General features: G+C 62.6%; 21 protein-coding genes. 8 read left to right on the top strand and 13 right to left on the bottom strand.

Going from position 1 to position 21654, the window contains the following annotated elements:
• Nucleotides 1-19 precede the first annotated feature (19 nt).
• Together P3T25_RS09750 and P3T25_RS09745 are read left to right on the top strand one after the other, a co-directional pair.
• Nucleotides 20-1021: a LysR family transcriptional regulator gene (locus tag P3T25_RS09750; protein WP_429358002.1), complete on the top strand. Its 1002-nt coding sequence runs from the start codon at nt 20-22 to the stop codon at nt 1019-1021.
• Nucleotides 990-2441: an aldehyde dehydrogenase family protein gene (locus P3T25_RS09745; protein ID WP_429358047.1), complete on the top strand. Its 1452-nt coding sequence runs from the start codon at nt 990-992 to the stop codon at nt 2439-2441. Before P3T25_RS09750 ends, P3T25_RS09745 begins: the two co-directional genes overlap by 32 nt.
• Before the next feature lie 89 nt (nt 2442-2530).
• Here the strand turns inward: P3T25_RS09745 and P3T25_RS09740 are convergent, their stop codons facing one another.
• The 4 genes from P3T25_RS09740 to P3T25_RS09725 form a co-directional block, all read right to left on the bottom strand.
• Nucleotides 2531-3508 carry a 2-dehydropantoate 2-reductase gene (locus tag P3T25_RS09740; RefSeq protein ID WP_154563581.1) on the bottom strand — a complete coding sequence of 326 codons (978 nt, stop codon included), beginning with the start codon at nt 3506-3508 and terminating at the stop codon, nt 2531-2533.
• Nucleotides 3509-3774: 266 nt separating this feature from the next.
• Nucleotides 3775-4395, bottom strand: a complete 621-nt coding sequence (locus P3T25_RS09735) for a LysE family translocator (protein ID WP_154563583.1) — start codon at nt 4393-4395, stop codon at nt 3775-3777.
• Between the two features lie 153 nt (nt 4396-4548).
• A complete protein-coding gene (locus tag P3T25_RS09730) occupies nt 4549-5088 on the bottom strand; it encodes a hypothetical protein (RefSeq protein ID WP_168435827.1) in 540 nt (179 codons plus the stop codon).
• Between the two features lie 267 nt (nt 5089-5355).
• The gene (locus tag P3T25_RS09725) at nt 5356-5940 is read right to left on the bottom strand and encodes an IMPACT family protein (protein ID WP_429358001.1); all 585 of its coding nucleotides are present in this window, start codon (nt 5938-5940) and stop codon (nt 5356-5358) included.
• A 165-nt stretch (nt 5941-6105) separates the two neighbouring features.
• Here P3T25_RS09725 and P3T25_RS09720 point away from each other — a divergent pair, with 165 nt between their 5' ends.
• Nucleotides 6106-6732, top strand: coding sequence for a LysE family translocator (locus P3T25_RS09720; protein WP_429358000.1), 627 nt, complete (start codon nt 6106-6108; stop codon nt 6730-6732).
• Between the two features lie 71 nt (nt 6733-6803).
• Here the strand turns inward: P3T25_RS09720 and P3T25_RS09715 are convergent, their stop codons facing one another.
• The 3 genes from P3T25_RS09715 to P3T25_RS09705 all read right to left on the bottom strand — a co-directional run bounded on the left by P3T25_RS09715 (nt 6804) and on the right by P3T25_RS09705 (nt 8195).
• Complete coding sequence (locus P3T25_RS09715) at nt 6804-7172, bottom strand: hypothetical protein (protein WP_429357999.1); 369 nt, start codon at nt 7170-7172, stop codon at nt 6804-6806.
• Nucleotides 7173-7287: 115 nt separating this feature from the next.
• Nucleotides 7288-7446, bottom strand: coding sequence for a hypothetical protein (locus tag P3T25_RS09710; RefSeq protein ID WP_154563593.1), 159 nt, complete (start codon nt 7444-7446; stop codon nt 7288-7290).
• A gap of 68 nt (nt 7447-7514) precedes the next feature.
• Nucleotides 7515-8195 (bottom strand): TetR/AcrR family transcriptional regulator, encoded by a 681-nt coding sequence (locus P3T25_RS09705; RefSeq protein ID WP_429357998.1) that lies wholly within the window; start codon nt 8193-8195, stop codon nt 7515-7517.
• A gap of 65 nt (nt 8196-8260) precedes the next feature.
• On the opposite strand from P3T25_RS09705, the gene P3T25_RS09700 reads away from it, so the two are divergent.
• Entirely contained in the window at nt 8261-8899 is a 639-nt protein-coding gene (locus P3T25_RS09700) for a glutathione binding-like protein (protein ID WP_154563597.1), read from the top strand.
• A 22-nt stretch (nt 8900-8921) separates the two neighbouring features.
• On the opposite strand, the gene P3T25_RS09695 is transcribed toward P3T25_RS09700, so the two are convergent.
• Entirely contained in the window at nt 8922-9179 is a 258-nt protein-coding gene (locus P3T25_RS09695) for a DUF2866 domain-containing protein (RefSeq protein WP_093632986.1), read from the bottom strand.
• Between the two features lie 310 nt (nt 9180-9489).
• Here P3T25_RS09695 and P3T25_RS09690 point away from each other — a divergent pair, with 310 nt between their 5' ends.
• Nucleotides 9490-10605, top strand: a complete 1116-nt coding sequence (locus P3T25_RS09690; RefSeq protein ID WP_429357997.1) for a diguanylate cyclase — start codon at nt 9490-9492, stop codon at nt 10603-10605.
• Between the two features lie 50 nt (nt 10606-10655).
• On the opposite strand, the gene P3T25_RS09685 is transcribed toward P3T25_RS09690, so the two are convergent.
• From P3T25_RS09685 to P3T25_RS09675, 3 genes are all read right to left on the bottom strand, one after another.
• Complete coding sequence (locus P3T25_RS09685; RefSeq protein ID WP_429357996.1) at nt 10656-12404, bottom strand: peptidoglycan D,D-transpeptidase FtsI family protein; 1749 nt, start codon at nt 12402-12404, stop codon at nt 10656-10658.
• 120 nt (nt 12405-12524) lie between these two features.
• Nucleotides 12525-13148 carry a trimeric intracellular cation channel family protein gene (locus P3T25_RS09680; RefSeq protein WP_154563600.1) on the bottom strand — a complete coding sequence of 208 codons (624 nt, stop codon included), beginning with the start codon at nt 13146-13148 and terminating at the stop codon, nt 12525-12527.
• A gap of 436 nt (nt 13149-13584) precedes the next feature.
• On the bottom strand, nt 13585-15129 hold the full coding sequence (locus P3T25_RS09675; RefSeq protein ID WP_429357995.1) for a methyl-accepting chemotaxis protein: 1545 nt from the start codon (nt 15127-15129) through the stop codon (nt 13585-13587).
• Nucleotides 15130-16524: 1395 nt separating this feature from the next.
• On the opposite strand from P3T25_RS09675, the gene aepX reads away from it, so the two are divergent.
• The 3 genes from aepX to P3T25_RS09660 are packed head-to-tail and all read left to right on the top strand — an operon-like array spanning nt 16525 to nt 20489.
• Nucleotides 16525-18246 carry a phosphoenolpyruvate mutase gene (gene aepX, locus P3T25_RS09670; protein WP_429357994.1) on the top strand — a complete coding sequence of 574 codons (1722 nt, stop codon included), beginning with the start codon at nt 16525-16527 and terminating at the stop codon, nt 18244-18246.
• Nucleotides 18243-19409 (top strand): phosphonopyruvate decarboxylase, encoded by a 1167-nt coding sequence (gene aepY, locus P3T25_RS09665; protein WP_429357993.1) that lies wholly within the window; start codon nt 18243-18245, stop codon nt 19407-19409. The genes aepX and aepY overlap by 4 nt, the downstream gene beginning before the upstream one ends.
• A 12-nt stretch (nt 19410-19421) precedes the next feature.
• Nucleotides 19422-20489 carry a 2-aminoethylphosphonate aminotransferase gene (locus P3T25_RS09660; RefSeq protein ID WP_408309226.1) on the top strand — a complete coding sequence of 356 codons (1068 nt, stop codon included), beginning with the start codon at nt 19422-19424 and terminating at the stop codon, nt 20487-20489.
• Nucleotides 20490-20555: 66 nt separating this feature from the next.
• On the opposite strand, the gene P3T25_RS09655 is transcribed toward P3T25_RS09660, so the two are convergent.
• A complete protein-coding gene (locus P3T25_RS09655) occupies nt 20556-20708 on the bottom strand; it encodes a hypothetical protein (RefSeq protein WP_165614491.1) in 153 nt (50 codons plus the stop codon).
• Between the two features lie 120 nt (nt 20709-20828).
• The gene (locus P3T25_RS09650) at nt 20829-21533 is read right to left on the bottom strand and encodes a PIG-L family deacetylase (protein WP_429357992.1); all 705 of its coding nucleotides are present in this window, start codon (nt 21531-21533) and stop codon (nt 20829-20831) included.
• Nucleotides 21534-21654 lie beyond the last annotated feature (121 nt).

Below are 21654 nucleotides of genomic sequence, written 5' to 3'. Positions count from 1 at the left end.
CACACCCGGCAGTAACGTTATGAATGTTTCGCTGCAGCAACTCAAGGTGTTTGTCGCCGTCGCGCGGGAACGGAGCTTTACGCGCGCGGCGCGCGAGTTCGATCTGACGCAGTCGGCGGTGAGCCGTTGCGTGCGCGAACTTGAAGACGCCGTTGAATTGAAGCTGTTCGACCGCACCACGCGGCAGGTAGAACTGACTCATGCGGGCGCGAGTCTCGAGCGCAGAATCGGCCGCCTGCTCGACGAAATCGAATTGACGCTGCGCGAGGAGCGTGCCGCTTACGACGGACACACTGGCGTGGTCGTGCTGGCGAGCAATCCCGTGTTGTCGTCGAGTTGGGTGGCGCAGGGGCTGGCGCGTTGCGCGTCAGCGTTTCCCGAGCTGAACGTGTCCGTCAAGGATCAATCGCAAAGCAGCGTGCTCGCGAGCGTCGAGCAGGGGGAGGTGGACTTCGGCGTGGTCTCCGTGGCGGAACCCCTGGCCGGCGATCAGTTGCACGCGCAAGTGGTGTTCACGACGCCGCTGCATGTGGTGATGCCATCCGCGCATCCGCTCGCGCGGCAAGCCAGCGTCGCATGGCATGCATTACACGAGTGGGCGCTCGTCACGTTGAATGCCGACGCGGGTGTGCGCGCCGCGCTCGATCTTGCCTTCAATTCGCACGGCCTGAAGCGACGGCCCGTGCAGGAACTCGGCCATGTTGCGGCAGTGTCGCGCATGGTCGAATTGGGCCTTGGCGTCGGCGTTTTACCCGTCGATGGACATTGGCCCGCGCCCGGCGCGTCACTGGTGAGCAGGCCGCTGGTTCCCGAGATAAATCTGACGACGCTGCTCGTGCATCGCCGCAATCGCTCCCTCAGACCCAACGCCGCAGCGGCCTGGGCGCAGTTTGCCGCGCTCGCCGGTGTGGCTTCGCCTGCCTCTGGCGCGGCGCCGGCCGATCCGCTGCCGGTCAGCCCACGCAACATCCCAAGCAAGGAGCTTCATGATGGAAACCGAAATCGACCTCAGGCGCCATGATTTGCTGATCGACGGCAAGCGTTTGCCGCCTGGCACCGGCGAATATTCCATCGACATCAACCCGGCGACCGAAGAGCCGATTGCGCTGGTTGCACAAGGCAGTGCAGCCGATGTCGATACCGCGGTGCACGCGGCGCGCGCCGCGTTGAAAGTGTGGAACGCGATACGGGCAGCTGAACGGGGTCGTATTCTGATGCGTCTCGCCGGCCTGATGCGCGCGAATCTGGATGAACTCGCGGCGCTCGAAAGCCTCGACGCCGGCAAACCCATCTCGGCGGTGATGCGCCAGGATATTCCTGCGGCGATCGATACGCTCGAATACTACGCAGGCTGGTGCGACAAGATCAATGGGCAGGTGGTGCCGGTACGTCCCGATGCCTTGACGTACACGCTGCGCGAGCCGGTCGGCGTGGTCGCCGCGATCGTGCCGTGGAATTTCCCGCTGATGATCGGCATGTGGAAAATCGCGCCCGCGCTGGCATGCGGTTGCACGCTGATCGTCAAGCCTGCGGAGATTACGCCGCTGACCGCGTTGCGCCTCGGCGAACTCGCGCTCGAGGCGGGTGTGCCGCCGGGAGTACTGAACATCGTCACCGGCAAGGGGCGGGTGGTCGGCGATGCGCTGGTGGCGCATCCCGGCATCGACAAGGTGACCTTCACGGGCTCGCCTTCCGTGGGGCGCGGCATTCTGCAGGGCGCGGCCGGCAACTTCAAGCGCGTCACGCTCGAGCTCGGCGGCAAGTCGGCGAACCTGATCTTCCCGGATGCGAATCTCGACAATGCGGTGCGAGCCGCGGCGTCGGGGATTTTCTTCAACACCGGCCAGGTATGTTCGGCAGGCTCGCGCATTCTGGCTCACCGTGACGTCTACGACGAAGTGGTCGAGCGTCTCGCCGCACGTGCGAAGGCGATCAAGGTCGGCGATCCGGCGGCGCGTGAAACGTCGATGGGGCCGCTTATCTCCGCGGCGCAGATGAAAACCGTGCTCGGCTATGTCGAGACAGGGCGCTCCGAGGGGGCATCGCTCGTGACCGGCGGCGTGCGCGTGGGCGAGCGCGGCTTCTTCGTCGAGCCGACGGTGTTCGCCAACGTCGAGCATGAAATGCGCATTTCGCAGGAGGAGATCTTCGGCCCGGTGGCCAGCGTGATTCGCTTCAATGACGAAGCCGATGCGATTCGTATCGCCAACGGCACGTTGTATAGCCTCGCGGCCGGCGTATGGAGCGCGGATATCGGTCGCGTGCATCGGGTCGCGCGTGACCTGAAGGCGGGCACCGTGTGGATCAACACCTACGGCTATACCGATGTGCGCTTGCCTTGGGGCGGCTCCGGCGATTCGGGCTTTGGCCGCGAGCACGGCGACGTGGCGATTGAAAACTTCACCGAGCCCAAGGCAGTGTGGCTCGCGATCGATCAATAGCGATGTAAAAAAGGATCGAACGCGTGGCTTTCGATCCTTTTCTGAAGCTTGTGAGAGGGGTTAGCTGCAGCGTGCGTTGGCGCTCAATCTCAGTCGCCCTGCAATGCCATCCGTTCGCGCAGCTTGATGAGGGCGAGCACGACGTCGATAGTCGGCGTGGGCTCGGCAACGAGACGGCCCATTTCCTGCACCACCGTCAGTAGCGGATCGATCTCCATCGGACGGCGATTCTCCAGATCGACCAGCGTCGAGGTCTTATGCGCGCCGACCGCACCCGCACCGTCGATGCGTTTTTCCACATCCACGCGAAAATGCACGCCGAACTGATCCGCAATGCGCTTGGCTTCCAGCATCATCGTGCGTGATACCGCACGCGTGCCGGGGTCGCTGGTGAGGATGTCGAGCGTGGCGTGGGTCAATGCGCTGATCGGATTGAAGCAAAGGTTGCCCCACAGCTTAAGCCAGATTTCGTCACGGATATTGTCGCGAATCGGTGCGTCGAATCCTGCTGCCTGCATGATCTCGTGCAACTGCTGAATGCGCGGCGTGCGTTCGCCGCTCGGCTCGCCGATCGGGAATTTCTTGCCGTACACGTGCTTGATGACGCCCGGCTCGACGATCTCCGCAGCGGGATACAGCACGCAGCCGATCGCGCGTTCTGGTCCGAGTTTGGTCCATTGGCTGCCGTCCGGGTCGATGCTGGCGAGGCGCGTGCCGGCGAATTTTCCGCCGTGCTGATAAAAGTACCAGTAGGGAATGCCGTTGACGCCGGTAACGATGGCCGTGTGCTTGCCGAGGAGCGGCTGCATCGCGTCGACTACGCCGGGCAGCGAGTGCGCCTTCAGCGTGATGATCACGAAGTCTTGCACGCCGAGTTCGCGCGGGTCGGACGTGCAGCGTACCGGCGTGCTGATCGTCTCGCCGTCCATGATCAGGCGCGCGCCGTGTTCGCGCATTGCAGCAAGATGCGCGCCGCGCGCGACGAAACTCACATCCGCGCCGGCACGCGCCAGTTGCACGCCCATCAAACCGCCAATCGCTCCTGCTCCGAAGATACAGATCTTCATGATGCCGCCCCTATGACTATGAGAAGTCGCTTGTCCGATGCCGCGCATGGTTCTGCCGAGGCGGCGGGTCATTCTTCGAGCATAAGGGTGCAGGACGATTACTGACAGTTAAAGTTTCTGCGATCGTGCATTAGCTATTGTTTATGGTTGCAGGAACAGGCCGACTGCCACTCGGGTTTCAACGGAGCTAGAAGGCGTCGTACAGCCGAGGTGTTGCTGGACAGATAATTCGGAAAGCTGAATATCAAGCTTTGAGTTCAAGCGCTTTATGTCCGCCGAACCAGCAGAAAGCTCACGCCGATAGCCGCCAGAAACGTCCCGCAGCAGCGATTGAACCACCGGCGAACCTTGGCGCGAACGAGCCACTTGCCAAGGTGCATCCCGGCCCACGAATACAGCGCGATCGCCACCCATTCGAGGACCAGAAAGCTCGCGCCGAGTACCGCGAACTGCGGCAGCATCGGTTTGGCGATATCGACGAACTGCGGCAAAAAGGCGGTGAAAACCAGAATTGCCTTCGGATTGCCCGCGGCCACGAGACACTCCTGCCGCGCAATCCGCCAGAGCGACGCGTCGTCCTGCTGGATCGTATCGATAGCGGGCGCGTCGCTGCGCCACAACTGAATGGCAAGCCAGATCAGATACGCGGCGCCGGCCAGTTTAATCGCGAGAAAGAACCACTCGGATGCGTGCAGCACGACGGCAAGGCCGGTCGCAGCCAACACCAGCATCAACGCGAACGCGACCAGCCGGCCGGTGCCGCCGACGAAAGCTGTCATGAAGCCGTGACGCGCAGCAACGTTGATCGATAGAAGATTGTTCGGGCCGGGCGCGAGGTTGATCGCGAAGCAGGCGGGCAGGAAGAACAGCCAGGTGGTGATAGACATGACGGCTCGCACGGGGAAGGGGGCAGGGTTGCCGAATCGGGCACGCGAGGCGGCAGGCGCCAGCGGCGCTTCGATTCTGCGCGATTTTCGCGTTTCCCTCGATATTTCCCGATTGTAGCGAATCGGCGGATGGCGCCGATTCAGTCCGTCCGCTTAATTCACCGAATTAACGAAGCCTGGGTCGCTGATCAACGCTTCGACGCTCAGCTTGACCGTGTCTTCGATGGCGATGGTATTGCTCGTGAATTTAGGCGATTTCTGCCGGACCGTCTTGGTGGTTGAGAACACAACCTTCTGGGTCGCGGCATCGGTCACGATGTAGCGCATTTTCAGCGTCCAGAACGCCGGCGACCGCGCGTCGTCCACCGTGAACTTCTCGATGCTGCCGCTCAGCACCTTCCTGTCTTCGGTGAGATGAAAGCCCGCGACCTGCAAGCTGCTGGCAATGCTGTTGCGCACGGCCTCGTTGATATCGCTTTTTAGCACGATGCCGGTCATCGCCGTGTTTTCGATCCGGTTCGGCGAAACCTGGCCGTTGCGAGCCGGCATGTAGGCGAAATCGCTGGCGGGCGCGACGCTGAGCCAGCCGGTTGGATGGGCGGCTGCGCGCGGTGCGCAATTCAGGCCGAACCACGACCAGGAGCAGGCGGACAGCATCAACGGCAGTGCGACGACGCCGCAACCCTTGAGCACAGCGGATCTCAGGGCCGGACGCATGGGACCGAGCGACGGCCGCAGAGACTGACTCTGTTGCGGCGACTCGGGCGCTGTGCTGGAAAAAGCGGCGGTCGAGGTCAGAGGAATTGCCTTTTAAGTGGAGTCATTCCGGTACAGAGCAGCATGGTAACAGCGAGCCGATCCCGTGCATCTTCTTAGTTGGGTCCTTAGTTGGGTCATTACCTGGATCAGGGTCGGGAATTCTCGAGCGATTGAAGCAGCCCCGCTCGGAGGGCAACGTGATCAAAAAAACCCAGCTTTCCCCTGGGTCATATCCACCAGAGCTAGCCGGGCATCATCTACCGCATTGACGGGCAGGCGGACAGTCATCTTCACCAGCATCCCGTAGGCACTGTCCACAAGTCCGTAACCTTCAGCCTCGATCCATCTGCGCACCTTAGCTTCATCGGCATAGCCCACTTCGACGATCAGCGTTACCTGGGCAACCCTCTCCACCCGCGGCGCGTCCAATAGAACCGAGGCAATCGCGTCGGTATACGCTCGCACCAACCCGCCGGCGCCCAGCTTCACGCCGCCGTAATACCGCACGACGGCCGCCAGCACGCCGTCCAGATCATGATGCCGCAGCACTTCGAGAATCGGCCGGCCCGCGGTGCCGGACGGCTCACCGTCGTCGGACATGCCTGACTGGCCACCTGCCAGCAGCGCCCAGCAGACATGCGTCGCGCCGGGATGCTCGTCGCGCAGACGCCGCAACTCGGCCATCGCGGCGTCGCGGTCGGCGACCGGTATCGCGTGCGCGATGAAACGGCTCTTGCGAATCTCGAGTTCCGCGGAGAGCGGCGCGGGCAAGGTGTAGGTGGGCAAGGCAAAGACTTCAGTGGATGAAAAAATGCGGGCCGCATTTGGAGCGTATGCGGCCCTGTGCCCGCAATGGTAACGGATCGTCGGCGGGGAATCGCCGAACGATCTACAATCGTCCGCTGAACGCGCGCCTGTCCGCTGAACCGGGCGCGCCACCCAGGAGACGACATGCTTGATCTTTCTACGCTAGGAACCTTCGTTGCCGTTGTACTAGGGCTCTTTCTGATTCCCGGTCCGGCCGTGCTGCTGGTTTTGACCCGCACGGTGCATGGTGGGCGCAAGGCCGGCATACTCACCGGTCTGGGCATCGCCGTTGGCGATTTCATCCACACGTTAGCTGCATCGATTGGCCTGTCGGCCTTGCTGATGACGTCGGCACTCGCCTTCAATGCCGTGAAATTCGTCGGCGCCGCCTATCTCGTCTATCTTGGCATTCGCGCCTTGCGCGAACAGCAGGCGAGCGCGCATGTGCCGGCAGTCGCGCCGGTGTCCGCTTCCAAGGCCTTCTTTCAGGCGATCCCTGCCGAAGTGTTGAATCCCAAGACCGCGCTGTTTTTCCTCGCGTTCCTGCCGCAGTTCGTTCGTCCCGAGCACGGTTCTTCGTTCCTGCAGTTCACGACGCTCGGACTGATCTTCGTCGGCATGAGCGCGCTTTATACAACGCTGATCGTGCTGACGATTCGTCCGTTGGGCAAACTCGTCAAGCGCCTGACATGGCTTGGCCGCTGGCAAAACAAGATCATCGGCGTGCTGTTCATTTCGCTCGGTCTGCGCGTCGCCACGCAAACGCGCTGACCCTGCGGCATTGACCCGGGCCGCGCACCGTTTTTCGTTCGAGTGCGCGGAAACACGCTGCGACACTCGAACTAGATATTCCGGCGCTGCCGCCTCAGGCGGCCTTCGCGCGCGTATTCCATCTGGCCCTCGGTGCGCACGGCGAGCTTTTCCTGTTCGGCGCGGCTCATCTGCCGCGTATCGTCGATATCACCCACGCGCAGCACTTCCTGCGCGATCCGTATGCGTAACGTCATTAATGGTTCGCCGCGTTCGACCAGCGTGCGGTCGGCGGCGCGCGCCTGCTGGACGCCGCTGTCGATCAGGTTGCGCAACTCCAGCAGCGTGAGCCGCTGCCGTTGAATCTCGAGGATGAGGCGCTGGATGGCCTGCTCGTCGCGCGCGCGCCACCAGGCGCGCAGTTCGGCGAGCGTGGGAGGTTCGAAGGGAGGGAGGCGCATTGTTCAGACTAAAAGTACTGTATATATGTACAGTATATCCTGTCTTTTTACGGAACCGCGTAGCGCGCGTTGACCTGCTCGCAGCCCCTACAGCAGGGGGCGTTACAACGCTCGCTCAGGTGAGCGCGAGCATGATGGAGCTGGAGATCACGATGATGAAAAGACAGGCAGCGGTCAGTACGTCGTACGGATAGTTCATGTCGAAACCATGACGTGTCGGGCGAATCAACGCATCATAGGCATAAACGTTCGCCGTGACTGTCAAGCATTGCAAAGGCCCGGCTACCCTCGGCCGCCCGTGATCTGAACGGAAACCGAACGACGCGAGCGAACCCCTTCCGCCTAGCGTCCACGTCCCTTCGCTGTGGTTTTGCCCGCTGCCGGCACAGGTAACGCGCCCGCATTGCCACATATCAACGCCACCCCTGCAACCGCCGTCGCCCGCAGCGACGCGCGCGAATCGCCTGCGCGGGCGCGTAACGCGAGGCTGTGCAAAATCGCCGATGCGATCTTTGCGAGAAGAGGCGGTTGCGCATCGGCGGCCAGTTCGCCTGCGGCCTGCGCCAGCTTGAAGCGTTTCTCGAAGGCCTTGTCGTAGGTGCGCAGTCCTTCGGCAAGCGCTGCGCGGACTTCGGCGTCATCCACCGCTTCGACCGCGGCCGTGCCGATCATGAAGCAGCCGAGCGGATCGCCGTCGGCGGGCAAGTACCACGCGAGCGCGCCGTCATAAACGCGCAGCAGGGCCTGCGGCAATGGCAGTTCTTCGTCGAGTGCATGAACCATCGCGAGCCGGCCGGCCTCGATATAACGTTCGAGCGTGGTCAGATACAACGCATGTTTGTCGCCGAATGCACCGTACAGACTCGGGCGGTTCATACCGGTCGCGGTGCTCAGTTGATCCAGCGAGGTGCCCGCATAGCCGCTGCGCCAGAACACGTCTCTTGCATCGGCGAGCGCCTGGTCGGAATCATAGGCACGCGGACGGCCGCGCGGGCGGACCTCTTTTTTTGTACTGGTCTGCATAAAAATATGGCGGAAGTGATTTATATGCAATATAGTACAAAAACACCAACGACAGGGGATTCCCCATGGATCTGTACTTCTCGCCGCTCGCTTGTTCACTGGCCACCCGAATCGCGTTGTACGAGGCGGGGGCGCAGGCTGGGTTCATTCAGGTCGACACGAAGTCGAAACAGTTGTCGGACGGCTCGGACTTCTATCCGATCAGTCCGCTCGGGCAGGTGCCGGTGCTGCGTACGGACGAAGGCTGGCTGTTGACCGAAAACACGGCGATCCTGCCGTATGTGGCCGATCATTTTCCGGCCGCACGGCTCGCGCCTGCCGCGGGCACGGCACAGCGCGCGCGCTTGCAGCAATGGCTGGGTTTTATCAGTACGGAGTTGCACAAGGCGGTGTTCGTGCCGCTGCTCGATGCGCGCGCGCCCGAAGATGTGAAGCGCTATGCGCGCGACAAGGCCGCGTTGCGGCTAGGCGTTCTGCAGGATCATCTGGCGCAAAGCGAGTATCTGCTCGACGCGTTCAGCGTGGGCGACGCGTATCTGGTCACCGTGCTGAACTGGGCGTCGCATGGCGGCATCGATCTGTCGCAATGGCCGGCGGTGGCGGCTTACTACAAGCGGTTGATGCAGCGGCCGAGTGTCGCAAAGGCCGCAGGGGAGGAATTCGCCCTGTTTGAGGAAGAAATGGCGAAGAGCGCGAAAAACTGAGGGCAGGTTGCCGGCAACGGGATTAATCGTCGCCGTGCTGGCAGAAGCGGCGCCCCGGAATGTGCGACACAACCGCCTGTGCGATTTCGAGTGGCGTGCTTTCCGCCGGCACCACGCGGCGGCTCGATTCGGGGGTGTGCTTCATGGTCCATTCGACGAGTCTGTACGAGCGTCCCCAAGGGGGCTGCAAGGGATCCGAGACCTTGCACGAGTGGATCTGGCGCACCCATTCGTTGCCGGGCATCGCGCGCAAATGCTCGAATACCGTGTCTTCCACCATCGTTTGACTCCTTCTTCGCAGGCATGCTGTCCATCTATCGGCGCGTCGGCGACATCCCTTGAGAAAAAAAGCGCCGCCGATGTTCTGGCGGCTCAACAGGGGATGTTGGATGCCATAGTTACAGGTAAGAATTAAGCCAAACTTAAGATCACGCTCAAAATTCCCGCGCTTGATTCCTCTGCCTGATCGCCCCGTTAAAGCGCTGATTTGCGTACCTGGCGATCCAACCCTCAAGACCTCGCGGAATTGGCCGTTATTACAGCGGTTGGGGCCGCCGACCCCGCTTCGCCTCCGGGCCCGCATCAATAACGTGACGAATCTCGCTCAAACGCCGCTTTCAGACCGACTGCGCTCGCTCGTCGATACCGTGCAGCACAACGAGCGCACGCTGCGCCGCTTCCAGAACGTCGAGTTGAGGTTGATCGGCGCGCAGGATTTCGCGTCGTTTCTCGACACGCTGTTCAGCCATCTGCCGAAGGAGTTCTCGTTGGCGAGCGTGACATTGTGGCTCGACGACCGCGCGCCGATGCTGCTCGAACTGCTCGATCCGGGCGCTCTGGATGCGCTCGACCAGACCAATCTGAGAATTTCACGCGAAGGAGGGCTTGCGGCCCAAGGTTTGTGCGACGAGGGACGGCCATGGCTGGGCAAGCTTGGCCAACTGGATGAAACGGTGCGCCGCGCATTCTTCGGCGACGCCGACACGCCGGCGAGCGCGATCTTGCTGCCCCTTGCCGCAGGCGACACCGTCAGCGGCTATCTATGCCTGTGCAGCGACGACCCGGCGCGTTTCGCTGAAGGCATGGCTACGGATATTCTGGAGCGCTTTGCGAGCATCGTCACGGCGAGTCTCGACAATGTCGCGCATCGTGAGCGGCTCAAGCAACTCGGTATGACCGATTCGCTGACCGGCCTCGCCAATCGCCGCTACTTCGATGAACGGCTGCGCGAGGAAATCATGCGCGCGGTCCGGTATGGCGTGCCGGTCGCGTGTCTTTTCATCGATATCGACAGCTTCAAGCGGATCAACGACACCTACGGCCATCAGACCGGCGACCGCGCGCTGGCGGCAGTGGCGGCGTGCGTGCGGCAGCAGGTGCGCTTGGGCGACACCGTGGCGCGCTACGGCGGCGAAGAGTTCACCGCGCTGCTGCAAGGCGATCGGGCCGATGCGCTGACGGTCGCCGAGCGCGTGCGGCTGGCTGTCGAAAGGCTGGATTTGCAGGACGACCATGGCGAACGCATCGCGTTGACCGTGTCGATCGGCGTGGCGGCGCGCACGATTACGGGTGCACCAGCCGACGCGCCCGCGCTCGGCCACGCGATGATGGAAGAAGCCGATCGGGCGATGTATCAGGCCAAACGCAATGGCCGTAACCGCATCGAGGCCTTGGCGAAAGCGGGCAGCGATAACGCGCCACGCTAACCGTCGCGGCTGGAACGGCGCGGCGCGTTTCACGGAGCAGCGGGTTCTCCTCACGCATCCGGCGGCACCCCCAGCAATTGCAGCGCTCCACCCGTTACCGCGCCGAACACCGGCCCGGCCACCGTCCCACCATAGAACGCCTTGCCGGCCGGGTCGTCGATCATCACGGCGACGATCAGCCGCGGGTCGCTCATCGGCGCCATGCCGACAAACAGCGCGCGGTAACGGTTTTTCGCGTAAGTCGCGCCGACCTGCTTACGCGCCGTGCCGGTTTTGCCGCCGATCCGGTAGCCTTCCACCGCCGCAGCGCGCCCTGTGCCGCCAGCGCCGGTGGCCATTTCAAGCATCGAACGGATCGCGCGCGCGGTGGCGGGCGTTGTGACTGCATGGCCCTTATCCATGGCCTGCGTCGCGCTACTCGCGCTCGCGGTCCCGTCCGCGTTTTTGTCTGTCCGCAACAGACTCACGTGATGCATGGTGCCGTCGCCGGCATAGGCGGTATAGACCTGCGCGATCTGCAGTAGCGAAGTGGACAGGCCGTAGCCATACGCCATAGTCGCCTGTTCGATCGGACGCCAGCGTTTGTACGGACGCACCTTGCCCGACGCGACGCCCGGAAAGGTCAGCTCGGGCCTCAACCCAAGCCCGTACTCCTGATACTTGTTCCAGATCTTTTCAGCGGGCAGATTCAGGGCGAGCTTGGCGAGCGCGATATTGCTCGACTTCTGCACGGCTTCGGCGACGGTCATCGCGCCGTGATTCGACGTGTCGTGAATCACTGCCGGGCCGATCTTGTACCACCCCGGCGCGGTATCGATGATGCTTTGCGGCCGCACCTTGCCCTCGTCGATCGACAGCGCGACGACGACCGGCTTGATCGTCGAGCCCGGCTCGAAGGTGTCGATGACCGCGCGATTGCGCAGTTGCCGCCCGGTGAGCCGCGCGCGGTCGTTCGGATCGAAGCTCGGATAGTTGGCGAGCGCGAGAATCTCGCCGTTGCGCGCATCGAGCACAACCACGCTGCCGGCCTCGGCGTGACGTTTGGCGATGGCGTCCTTCAGTTGCGCATAGGCGAGTTGCTGGATGCGCCGATCGATCGTCAGGTGGATGGTGTCGCCGTTCTGCGCGGGCACGAGCGGCCAGGTCTCGGACACCACCCGGCCCAGGCGGTCGCGAATCACTTCGCGCTGGCCCGGCACGCCGAGCAGTTGCTCGTTGGCGGCGAGCTCGACGCCTTCCTGGCCGTTGTCCTCGATATCCGTGAAGCCGACCACGTGCGCCGCCGATTCGCCTTCGGGATAAAAGCGCTTTGAATCCGCGATCTGCGTGATGCCGGCGAGACCCAGTTTGTTGAGATGATCGGCGGTGTCGGCATCCACCTGGCGCTTGAGCAGCACGAAGGTTTTGTCGCCGTTCAGACGCCGGCGCAGTTCCGCCAGCGGCAGGTCGAGCAGCTTCGAAAGCGGCGCGAACGAGGCTTCGTCGAGCAGCTTGGGCGAGGCCCAGATCTCGTAGGTCGCGAGGCTGACGGCGAGCATCGAGCCATTACGGTCGACGATTCGCCCACGCGTTGCGTCGAGTTCGAGCGTGCGCTGATAGCGCTTTTGCCCCTGATCGACGTAGAAGTCCTGATTGACCACCTGCACCCAGAACGCGCGCGCCGCCAGCGACGCGAACGCGCCGAACACCAGCAGGACGACAAGTTTCGAACGCCACATGGGCAGGCGCGCGGCCAGCAACTGGTTCTTCGCGACGGGCGCGTACGGATCGTGCGACTGCGATTTCTTCTTTTGGATCATGGGTGCGGATAACGAACAGCAGTGCGAAGGCGAGAAACCGGCGACGCCGGTGGCCCGTTGCGCGTGACTGTCGAGCGTGCTCCTCGAGCGAAAGCCACACGCGCGTGGCGTGCAGCGGGATTAGCCTGCGCCGCCGGAATCGGCGGCGGTGAATACCTTGAATTGCCAACGAAACCGCACGGCCAGCATGCGCACTGCGAAACCGACTGCCAGCACCACGATGGAAGCCTGCGCCGGCGCCACGTCGCAGGCTTGTAGTGCGACGTACAGCGCGCCTGCGCCGAGCGCGATGCTGGCGTACAACTCCTCACGCAACACGAGCGGCATCTGGTTGCACAGCAGGTCGCGCAGCATGCCGCCGCACACGCCGGTAATCGCGCCGGCCAGCACGACGATCGCCGGGCTCACGTCCAGCGTCGCTGCGACGTCGCAACCGATAACCGTGAACGCGATCAGGCCGATCGCGTCGACCGTGACGAACAGCCGTTGCCAGTTGCGCAGCCATTTGGCGCTGGCCGCGGCAACCGACGCTGCCCCGATTGTAATCAGAACGTAATCTGGATGCGAGATCCATGCAAGGGGATAGTGACCGAGCAGCACGTCGCGCACTGTGCCGCCGCCGAGCGCGGTGACGGTGCCGACGAGGCACAGGCCGAAGCGGTCCATGCCGCGGCGCATGCCCATCAATGCGCCGGACATGGCTTCGGCGACGATCGCAACGAGGTAGAGGAGGTGGAGCAACATGACGGCGAGCCTTGGTGGGACGGCGCTCGCGAGAGGGGAGGCCCACATGGGAGCTTGCCGCGAGGCGCGCGTTGAAAAAGCGGCCATTATCGGAAGCGGCGGATCATGATGAAAATGCCTTAAGCCGAATTCGGCGATGCCAAATTCGGCTTAACCTCGTTGCGGGATCGGGCGGGGTAAGCGTTCGTTGAACGGGGCGCCGTCGCAGACACGGGCATAGCCGTAGCCGCGAGACGAAGCCGGCGCATGCACAGGCGCAAACTCAGGCGGCCACAAAAAAGCCGCGTGGACTTGAAAATCCGCGCGGCTGGCTCGTTCGATTAATGCGTCGACTCCGACGCGGCGTGTTAAAGAGGCGCTCTCTGCCTGTTGAGCGCCTTCTTTTTGTGCGCCTCTTTTCTGCTCGTGTCCCGCTGCCTGAAAAGAGCCGGCGGCCTCAGGCCGGCAAAGCGAAGCTCGAGATTGCCTCGCGCAACACACCCACCTGATCCTTCAGCGAATGGGCTGCGGCGGTGGCTTCTTCGACCAGCGCGGCATTTTGCTGCGTAACCTGATCCATTTCGCCGACTGCGCGATTGACCTGTTCGATGCCCGCGCTCTGTTCGCGCGACGCGTTGCTGATTTCCTCGAGGATTTCGTTCACGCGGCGCACCGACTGCACGATCTCGCCCATGGTCGAACCGGCGTTGGCGACCAGCGACGCACCCGCTTCGACGGTATGGGTGGACGTTTCGATCAACGCCTTGATTTCCTTCGCGGCCGTGGCCGAGCGCTGCGCGAGGCTGCGCACTTCCGCGGCGACCACCGCGAAACCGCGACCCTGTTCGCCCGCGCGAGCCGCTTCAACCGCGGCGTTAAGCGCGAGGATGTTGGTCTGGAACGCGATGCCGTCGATCACGCCGATGATGTCGCCGATCTGCCGCGAGCTGCTGGTGATTTCGCCCATCGTGCGGACCACGTCGTCGACGACGCGGCTGCCGCGCGTGGCCACATCCGCCGCCTGACCGGCGAGTTGTGCCGCTTGCAGGGCGCTGTCCGCGTTCTGCTTCACGTTGACCGTCATCTGATCCATGCTCGACGCCGTTTCGACGAGCGCCGCAGCCTGTTCCTCGGTGCGTTGCGACAGATCCGTATTGCCGGCGGCGATTTCGGTCGCGCCGATATTGATGTTGTCGGTACCGAGACGCACGCGCGAAACCGTATCGACGAGACCGGCCTGCATGGTGTGGAGCGCGTGCAACAGACTGCCACCGGTGTCGTTCGCTTGCAGCGGCACGCGCGTGGCGAGGTTGCCGCTCGCCATCAGTTGAGCCGCTTCGACCGCGACTTCGAGGTCGCCGCCGAGCGTGCGGCGGATGCTGCGCAACACCAGCACCATGACGGTCGTGGCGATCGCGCCGAGCGTCAGGGTGATGACGAGCCAGCGCAGCAGGTTGGCGTAGAACGCGCGCTGCACGTCGTCCATGTACATGCCGGTGACGAGATACCAGTCCCACGGCTCGAAGTGGCGCGAGAAGCTGGTTTTCGCCACGGGTTTGTCGCTGCCGGGTTTGGCCCAGAGATAGTCGACATAGCCGCCGCCGTCGTGATTGCCTGCGGTGACGATATCCATGAACAGATGATTACCGGCCGGATCGGTGAATTGCGCCATGTTCTTGCCGACCAGTTCCGGCTTGATCGGGTGCATCAGCATGACCGATTGCGAGTTGTTGACGGAGATATAGCCGTCCTTGCCGTAGCGCATGGCGGCTATCGTTTCGAGCGCCTGCTTTTTGGCTTCGTCTTCGGTGATCGTGTGCTGCTGGGCGAGGGTGTAGTAGCGGTTGACGATGTGATTGGCCTGGTCGATCAGCGCGACGAGTTGATCGCGGCGATCCGAGATCATCGACGCGCGGTTTTGCCATGCGCCGAAGCCGCCGATCAGGATCAGGCCGGTCCAGAGGACCGCGATCATTGAGGCTAGTTTTTTGTTCAGAGTCATAGCAATGGGCTTTTTGCTTTCGCTTTTGCTTTCGCTTTCGCGAGGTGGTCGGTCAGGGTGGGCACTTCGCTTTTCGCTCTTTGCTTTTTCGCTTGCAGCGAGTGGCTTGTTGCTGACTGTGTTTACGGCTTGTTTTGCTTTGCTCCGCAGGGGAGGGGAAACCCGTTGTTTTTGTCTGACTAATTGGGGGTGGTGTTTGGTTGCCTACGGCGTTGGCCTTTTGATTGGTTTTTTGCCTGCGCGGCGCTTGCTGTCTGTGTTCCTGGGGTGTTGGCCTTTCCTTGAATTGTTAGTGGTCTATTAGCGTTGCCCCTGTGCGGGGCGGCACCTACTTCTCTTTGCCGGCTGTGTATAGACCGGAGACATAGCTGCAAAGAGAAGTAGGCAAGAGAAAGCAGCTCAAACCGCTACTGCTAAGTGGGGCCCGTGGTCTGCTGCGGGTAGTGGCGCATCTGGAATCTGTGTTCGTGCCCCTGCATACGCCAGTGACAAGGGCGTCATACTTCCGGCGGCGCTGCGCGCGCCGAAGCGTATTTCTTAAAACCACCCGCTACGTTTTGGTGCCTCGTCTCGCCACCGGGCCGTGGCCCATCATTGCTTCACCTCCGCCTCCGCGATTGTGATTGGAACTGCAACTGTGATTGTCACTACGGCATCGCGCAACTTGATTCGAGGCGGGCTTCGCCTATGAGTGCAGAGGCGCGTCGCCGAGGCGAAGCCGACGGCCCCCACGGCGCGGAACCGAAGCCGGTGGTTTCCCATGCAGACCCGTCCGCGACGCACGCAGTGCGGAGTGGGAGCTGATGAGTCCTTTGTCACTCACGCGGAATGTGCGAGAACACGGATTCCAGATGCACCACTACCCGCAGCAGACCACGGCGCCCACTTAGCATTAGCGGTTTGAGCTGCTTTCTCTTGCCTACTTCTCTTTGCAGCCGGCAAAGAGAAGTAGGTGCCGCCCCGCACAGGGGCAACGCTAATAGACCACTAGCAAATCAAGGAAAGGCCAAAGCCATAAGAACACGGACAAAAGCGCTGCCCCGCGCAGGGGCAAACGCTAATAGCCAAATAACTTAATTAATAAAGAATCATAATAAGCAAAGACAATATAAAAAATTAAAATCAAAATCAAATAAGAAAAACAAAAAAACCACCCCAAACCCCAAGCCCCGCAGGGCCAAATCACATTCCTCCACATAACGCCAAAAAAATCCAAACCCAAACGCCATTGCATGAAATGCAAAAAACAACACATTTCCCCACTTAATAACAACATCAAAAACCCCCAATACCGCTTCAACGCCGAATAAAAACGATTTCAGCTATAGTCGCCATTTTCCAGCACCAGCCGGGCAAAAAAGAGCCCCAATAAGCCCGCCAACAGGAGTCAAAAAAATGAACGCCCGCGAACCCGCTTTCATCTCCGCTTCGCGCAGCGCACGCCTGCGCCAGATGCTCATCAGCAACGAACTCGAATTCATGATGGAGGCCCACAACGGTCTCTCCGCCCGTATCGTCCGCGAAGCCGGCTTCAAGGCGATCTGGGGTTCGGGTCTCGCGATCTCCGCCCAATTCGGCGTGCGCGACAACAACGAAGCCAGTTGGACGCAAGTCGTCGACAACCTCGAATTCATGGCCGACGCCAGTGATCTCCCCATCCTCCTCGATGGCGACACCGGCTACGGTAACTTCAACAACGTGCGACGTCTCGTGCGCAAGCTCGAACAACGCGGCATCGCCGGCGTCTGCATCGAAGACAAGCAATTCCCGAAAACGAATAGCTTCATCAACGGCGAAGCGCAGCCGCTCGCCGATATGGACGAGTTCTGCGGCAAGATCAAAGCAGGTAAAGACTCGCAGTCGGATGAAAATTTCTCGATCGTCGCACGCGTCGAAGCACTGATTGCCGGCTGGGGCATGGACGAAGCACTGCGTCGCGCGGAAGCCTATCGGCAAGCCGGCGCCGACGCGATCCTGATTCACAGCAAGCTCTCGCGTCCCGATGAAATCCTCGAGTTCGCGCGCGAGTGGGCCGGCCGCGGGCCGCTCGTCATCGTGCCGACCAAGTACTACAGCACGCCCACCGAAGTGTTCCGCGAAGCCGGCATCAGCACGGTTATCTGGGCAAATCATCTGATCCGCGCGGCGACCTCGGCCATGCAGGCCGTCGCCAAGGAAATTCATTCGAGCGAAACGCTCGTCAACGTCGAAGACAGCATCGCGGCCGTCAACGAAATCTTCCGTCTGCAAGACGCCGACGAATACTCGGAAGCCGAAGACCGCTATCTGTCGAGCGGACGCTCGGCGGGCTCCGCCATCGTGCTCGCGGCCAGCCGCGGCAAGGGCCTCGAAGCCGTCACTGAAGATCGTCCGAAAGTCATGCTGCCGATCGCGGGCAAGCCGCTGTTGCGCTGGCTCATCGATGCGTTCAAGAAGCAGAGCGTCAACGACATCACCGTGGTCGGCGGTTATCGCGCCGATGCGATCGATACGGCCGGCATCAAGCTGGTCGTCAACGAACGTCACGCGCAAACCGGCGAGCTGGCGTCGCTCGCCTGCGCCGTCGACAAGCTCGCGGGCGATACGGTCATCTCCTACGGCGATCTGCTGTTCCGCAGCTACATTCTGCGCGACCTGGTCGAGAGCGAAGCCGCGTTCAGCGTGGTGGTCGATTCGTCGCTGACCGATGCGGAAAACGCCAGCGTGCGCGACTTCGCATGGTGCTCGGCAGCCGACGATCGCGGGCTGTTCGGCAACAAGGTCACGCTGCGTCATGTGTCGAGCGGGCTGGAGGCCGCGTCGGCCATCGCTTCGCAAACGCCGCATGGCCGCTGGGTCGGTCTGCTGAATGTGCGCGGCGAGGGGCGTGAGCGTTTGCAAGCGGTCCTCGGCAAACTGCAGGCGCGCCCCGATTTCGATTCGCTCGATATGCCTACGCTCCTGAACGCGCTGATCGAAGCGGGTGAATCGATCGAAGTGCAATACGTGCATGGCCACTGGCGCGGTGTGAACGATCTGGACGACTTCCGTCGTGCCGGCGATTTCGCACATGCACAAGCGCCGTTCGCGGCGGCGGCCGACAACCGCAAGGGCGCAGCCAGCGGAGCCGCGCAATGATCGAGGCAGCACAGTTCGTCGAGGCGGCGCGTGAACGCGGCTTCGACTGGTATGCAGGTGTGCCGTGCTCGTATCTGACGCCGTTTATCAACTACGTGTTGCAGGACGAGTCGCTGCATTACGTCTCAGCGGCGAATGAAGGCGATGCGGTCGCGTTGATCGCGGGCGTCACGCTCGGCGCGCAGAACGGCCGGCGCGGCATCACGATGATGCAGAACTCCGGCCTCGGCAATGCCGTGAGTCCGTTGACCTCTCTCACGTGGACCTTCCGTCTGCCGCAGTTGCTGATCGTGACGTGGCGCGGGCAACCCGGCGTCGCGGACGAACCGCAGCACGCGCTGATGGGCCCGGTCACGCCCGCGATGCTCGATACGATGGAGATTCCGTGGGAGACCTTCCCGACCGAAGCCGACGCGATCGGCCCGGCGCTGGATCGCGCGATTGCTCATATGGATGAAACCGGCCGGCCGTACGCGCTCGTGATGCAAAAAGGCAGCGTGGCGCCGTACGAGTTGAAAGAGGGCGCCACGGGCGCTCGCCGCGTGCCGGTCGCGCCGCGTTCGCAATTCAAAAACATCGCGGCGAATGATTTGGCTTCACGTCACGACGCGCTGCAGAAAATCATCGCGCACACGCCGCTCGAATCGACGGTGGTGCTCGCGTCGACCGGCTTCTGCGGTCGCGAACTCTATGCCATCGACGACCGTCCCAACCAGTTGTACATGGTCGGCTCGATGGGTTGCGTGACGCCGTTCGCGCTGGGTCTGGCGCTTGCGCGCCCTGACCTGCACGTGGTCGCGCTCGACGGCGATGGCGCCGCGTTGATGCGCATGGGCGCGTTCGCGACGCTCGGCTCGTACGGCCCGTCGAATCTCACGCACGTGCTGCTCGATAACGGCGCGCACGACTCGACCGGCGGCCAGGCGACGGTGTCGTCGCAAGTCTCGTTTGCGGGTGTGGCCGCGGCGTGCGGTTACGCGTCGGCGGTCGAAAGCGACGACGTCAACGTGATCGACGAGCTGTTCGAAACCGCGCCGTCGCCTCATGGTCCGCGCTTCGCACGACTGGCGATTCGCCGTGGTACGCCCGATGGCCTGCCGCGTCCCACTATCACCCCGCCCGATGTGAAGACGCGCCTTATGCGCCACATCGGCGCCGCTTAAGGAGTGCGCTCGATGCTGCTGCTCAATCCCGGCCCGGTGACGCTCACCGAACGCGTCCGCAACAGCCTGTTGCAAACGGACCTGTGCCACCGCGAAAGCGAGTTTTTCGATTTGCAGGAAGAGGCGCGCACGCGTCTGGTCGATCTGTATGGCCTCGACGCAGGCGAATGGCAAGCGGTGCTGATGACCGGTTCCGGCACGGCTGCTGTCGAAAGCATGACCGCCGCGCTGGTGCCGCAAAACGGCAAGCTGCTGGTCGTGGAAAACGGCGTGTACGGCGAACGTATTTCGCAGATCGCCACGCAATACGGCATCGCACACGAGTCGCTGAAACACGACTGGATGCAGGCGCCGGATCTCGCGAAGATCGCCGAACGCCTCGACGCGGACAAAGCGTTCACTCACGTGGCCGTGATTCATCACGAAACGACGACCGGCCGTCTGAACGATCTGCAAGCGCTCGGCGCGCTGTGCCGCGAACGCGGTCTGCGTTTGCTGGTGGATGGCGTCAGCAGCTTCGGTGCGGAAGCGATCGATTTCGCCGACGCGAGTCTCGACGCCGTTGCGGCGACCGCGAACAAGTGTCTGCATGGCGTGCCGGGCGCGTCGTTCGTGCTGGTGCGGCGCGCGGCGCTCGCGCAGGCGGCGAGTCGCACCTACTACCTGGACCTCGGGCGCCTCGCGCGTTTGCAGGATCAGCGCAATACGCCGTTCACGCCGTCGGTCCATGCGTATTACGCGCTGGTCGAAGCGCTGCGCGAACTCGCCGACGAAGGCGGCTGGCAGGCTCGCCACGCGCGTTACGCGGCGCTCGCCGAGCAGGCTCGCGCGGGCCTGGCGGAGCGGGGCATCGGCAGCGTGTTGCCACCGGAGCAGTCGTCGGTGGTGCTGCGCGCGTATCGCTTGCCGGACGGCGTGGCGTATCCGCAACTGCACGACGCGCTGAAGGCACGCGGCTTCGTCATCTATGCCGGTCAAGGCGGGCTGTCGGCCGAACTGTTCCGCATCTCGACGATGGGCAACATCCACGCCGCCGACATCGACCGTCTGCTGCAAGGTTTTAGCGAGCTGACGCGCTAAAGCACGCGATCAGTCGCGCGCGCCGACATGGTCCGGTAGCGATCCGGTAGCAAGCGCACCGTGGCGTCACACCGGGTCTTTGTCCGGCGGTCCATCGGGCCGCTGCGGCTCCTCGGTGTGATGACCCGGCGACGGCGGCACTAGCGGATCGGCTTCCGGGTCCCGGTTCGGATCGGCGTTCGGGTCGGGAATCGGGCTGGTATGCATGTCGTAGCTCATTGCATCACCTTTGAGTTGAGAGGCGAACGGGAAGCGGGTGGTACGGCCGCTGGCGGTCGACTCCACCTACACGCCAACCGTTTCCTTCTAGCGTAGGCGATCCAGCACGCCGCGCACCCCTTACTTTTTCCTGCGGCGCCCCACGCTCAATTGCCAGTAGTGTTCGGTGGCGAAAACGTCGTCGTAATTGCCTGCGCCGAAGGCGCGTAGCTGGCTTGCGTAAGCGTTCACCGCTTCGCGTTTGAGCTGCGTGCGGCGCGGAAGATCAATCGTGTGGCCGACGCTCGGATAGGCCGGCGTCGCGACGATGCCGCGTTGCGCGAGGTCGGCGAGCCGCGCCTGCACGACGCCGGGCGTGCGGCGGTGGATCGCGTCCTCATAGGCAAACCACGTGAGATGCGACAGGCGCGGCAGGATTTCGCAGCAGGCTTCGAATACCAGCACATGATCGTCATGATGCAGGCCGAGCGGCATGAGCAGCGTGTTCGCGGTCGTGCGGTAGATGGTCTCTTCAAGCACGGCCGCCAATTTGCTGATCGACGGCGAGTCCATGTATTGGTTGCCGCGAAACGGCATGCGTAGCGGAATCGCGTCGAGCACTTCCAGCGCGAGGTTGTCTTCGAGCGTGCGGGCGTGGACGGCCTGATGGGCGCTCGCAAAACCCGATTTTTGATCCCATTCGGTATGCATTTCGTGCTCGGGCGAGGCGGCGAACACCGTGCAGACCGCGGCGTCAGGATAGGCGGCGAGTAATGCGCCGCAACTGAAGACGGCGTCGTCGAAATGGGGTGAGACGATGAAAAGGCGTGGACTGGTTTCGCTCATGGGACATGGGGTAGTTTCGAAACGCGCGGGCCGCATTCGAAGCTTCGATATTGCGCGCGACAAACTTGCTGGATTGGCGGCGTCACATCAGCTTAGGCGGAATCGGCGCGGTTTGTGTAAC

It is taken from the genome of Paraburkholderia sp. GAS32 (genome assembly GCF_050434225.1).
Classification (GTDB): Bacteria; Pseudomonadota; Gammaproteobacteria; order Burkholderiales; family Burkholderiaceae; genus Paraburkholderia; species Paraburkholderia madseniana.
This window is presented reverse-complemented; position numbering and strand designations above follow the sequence as displayed.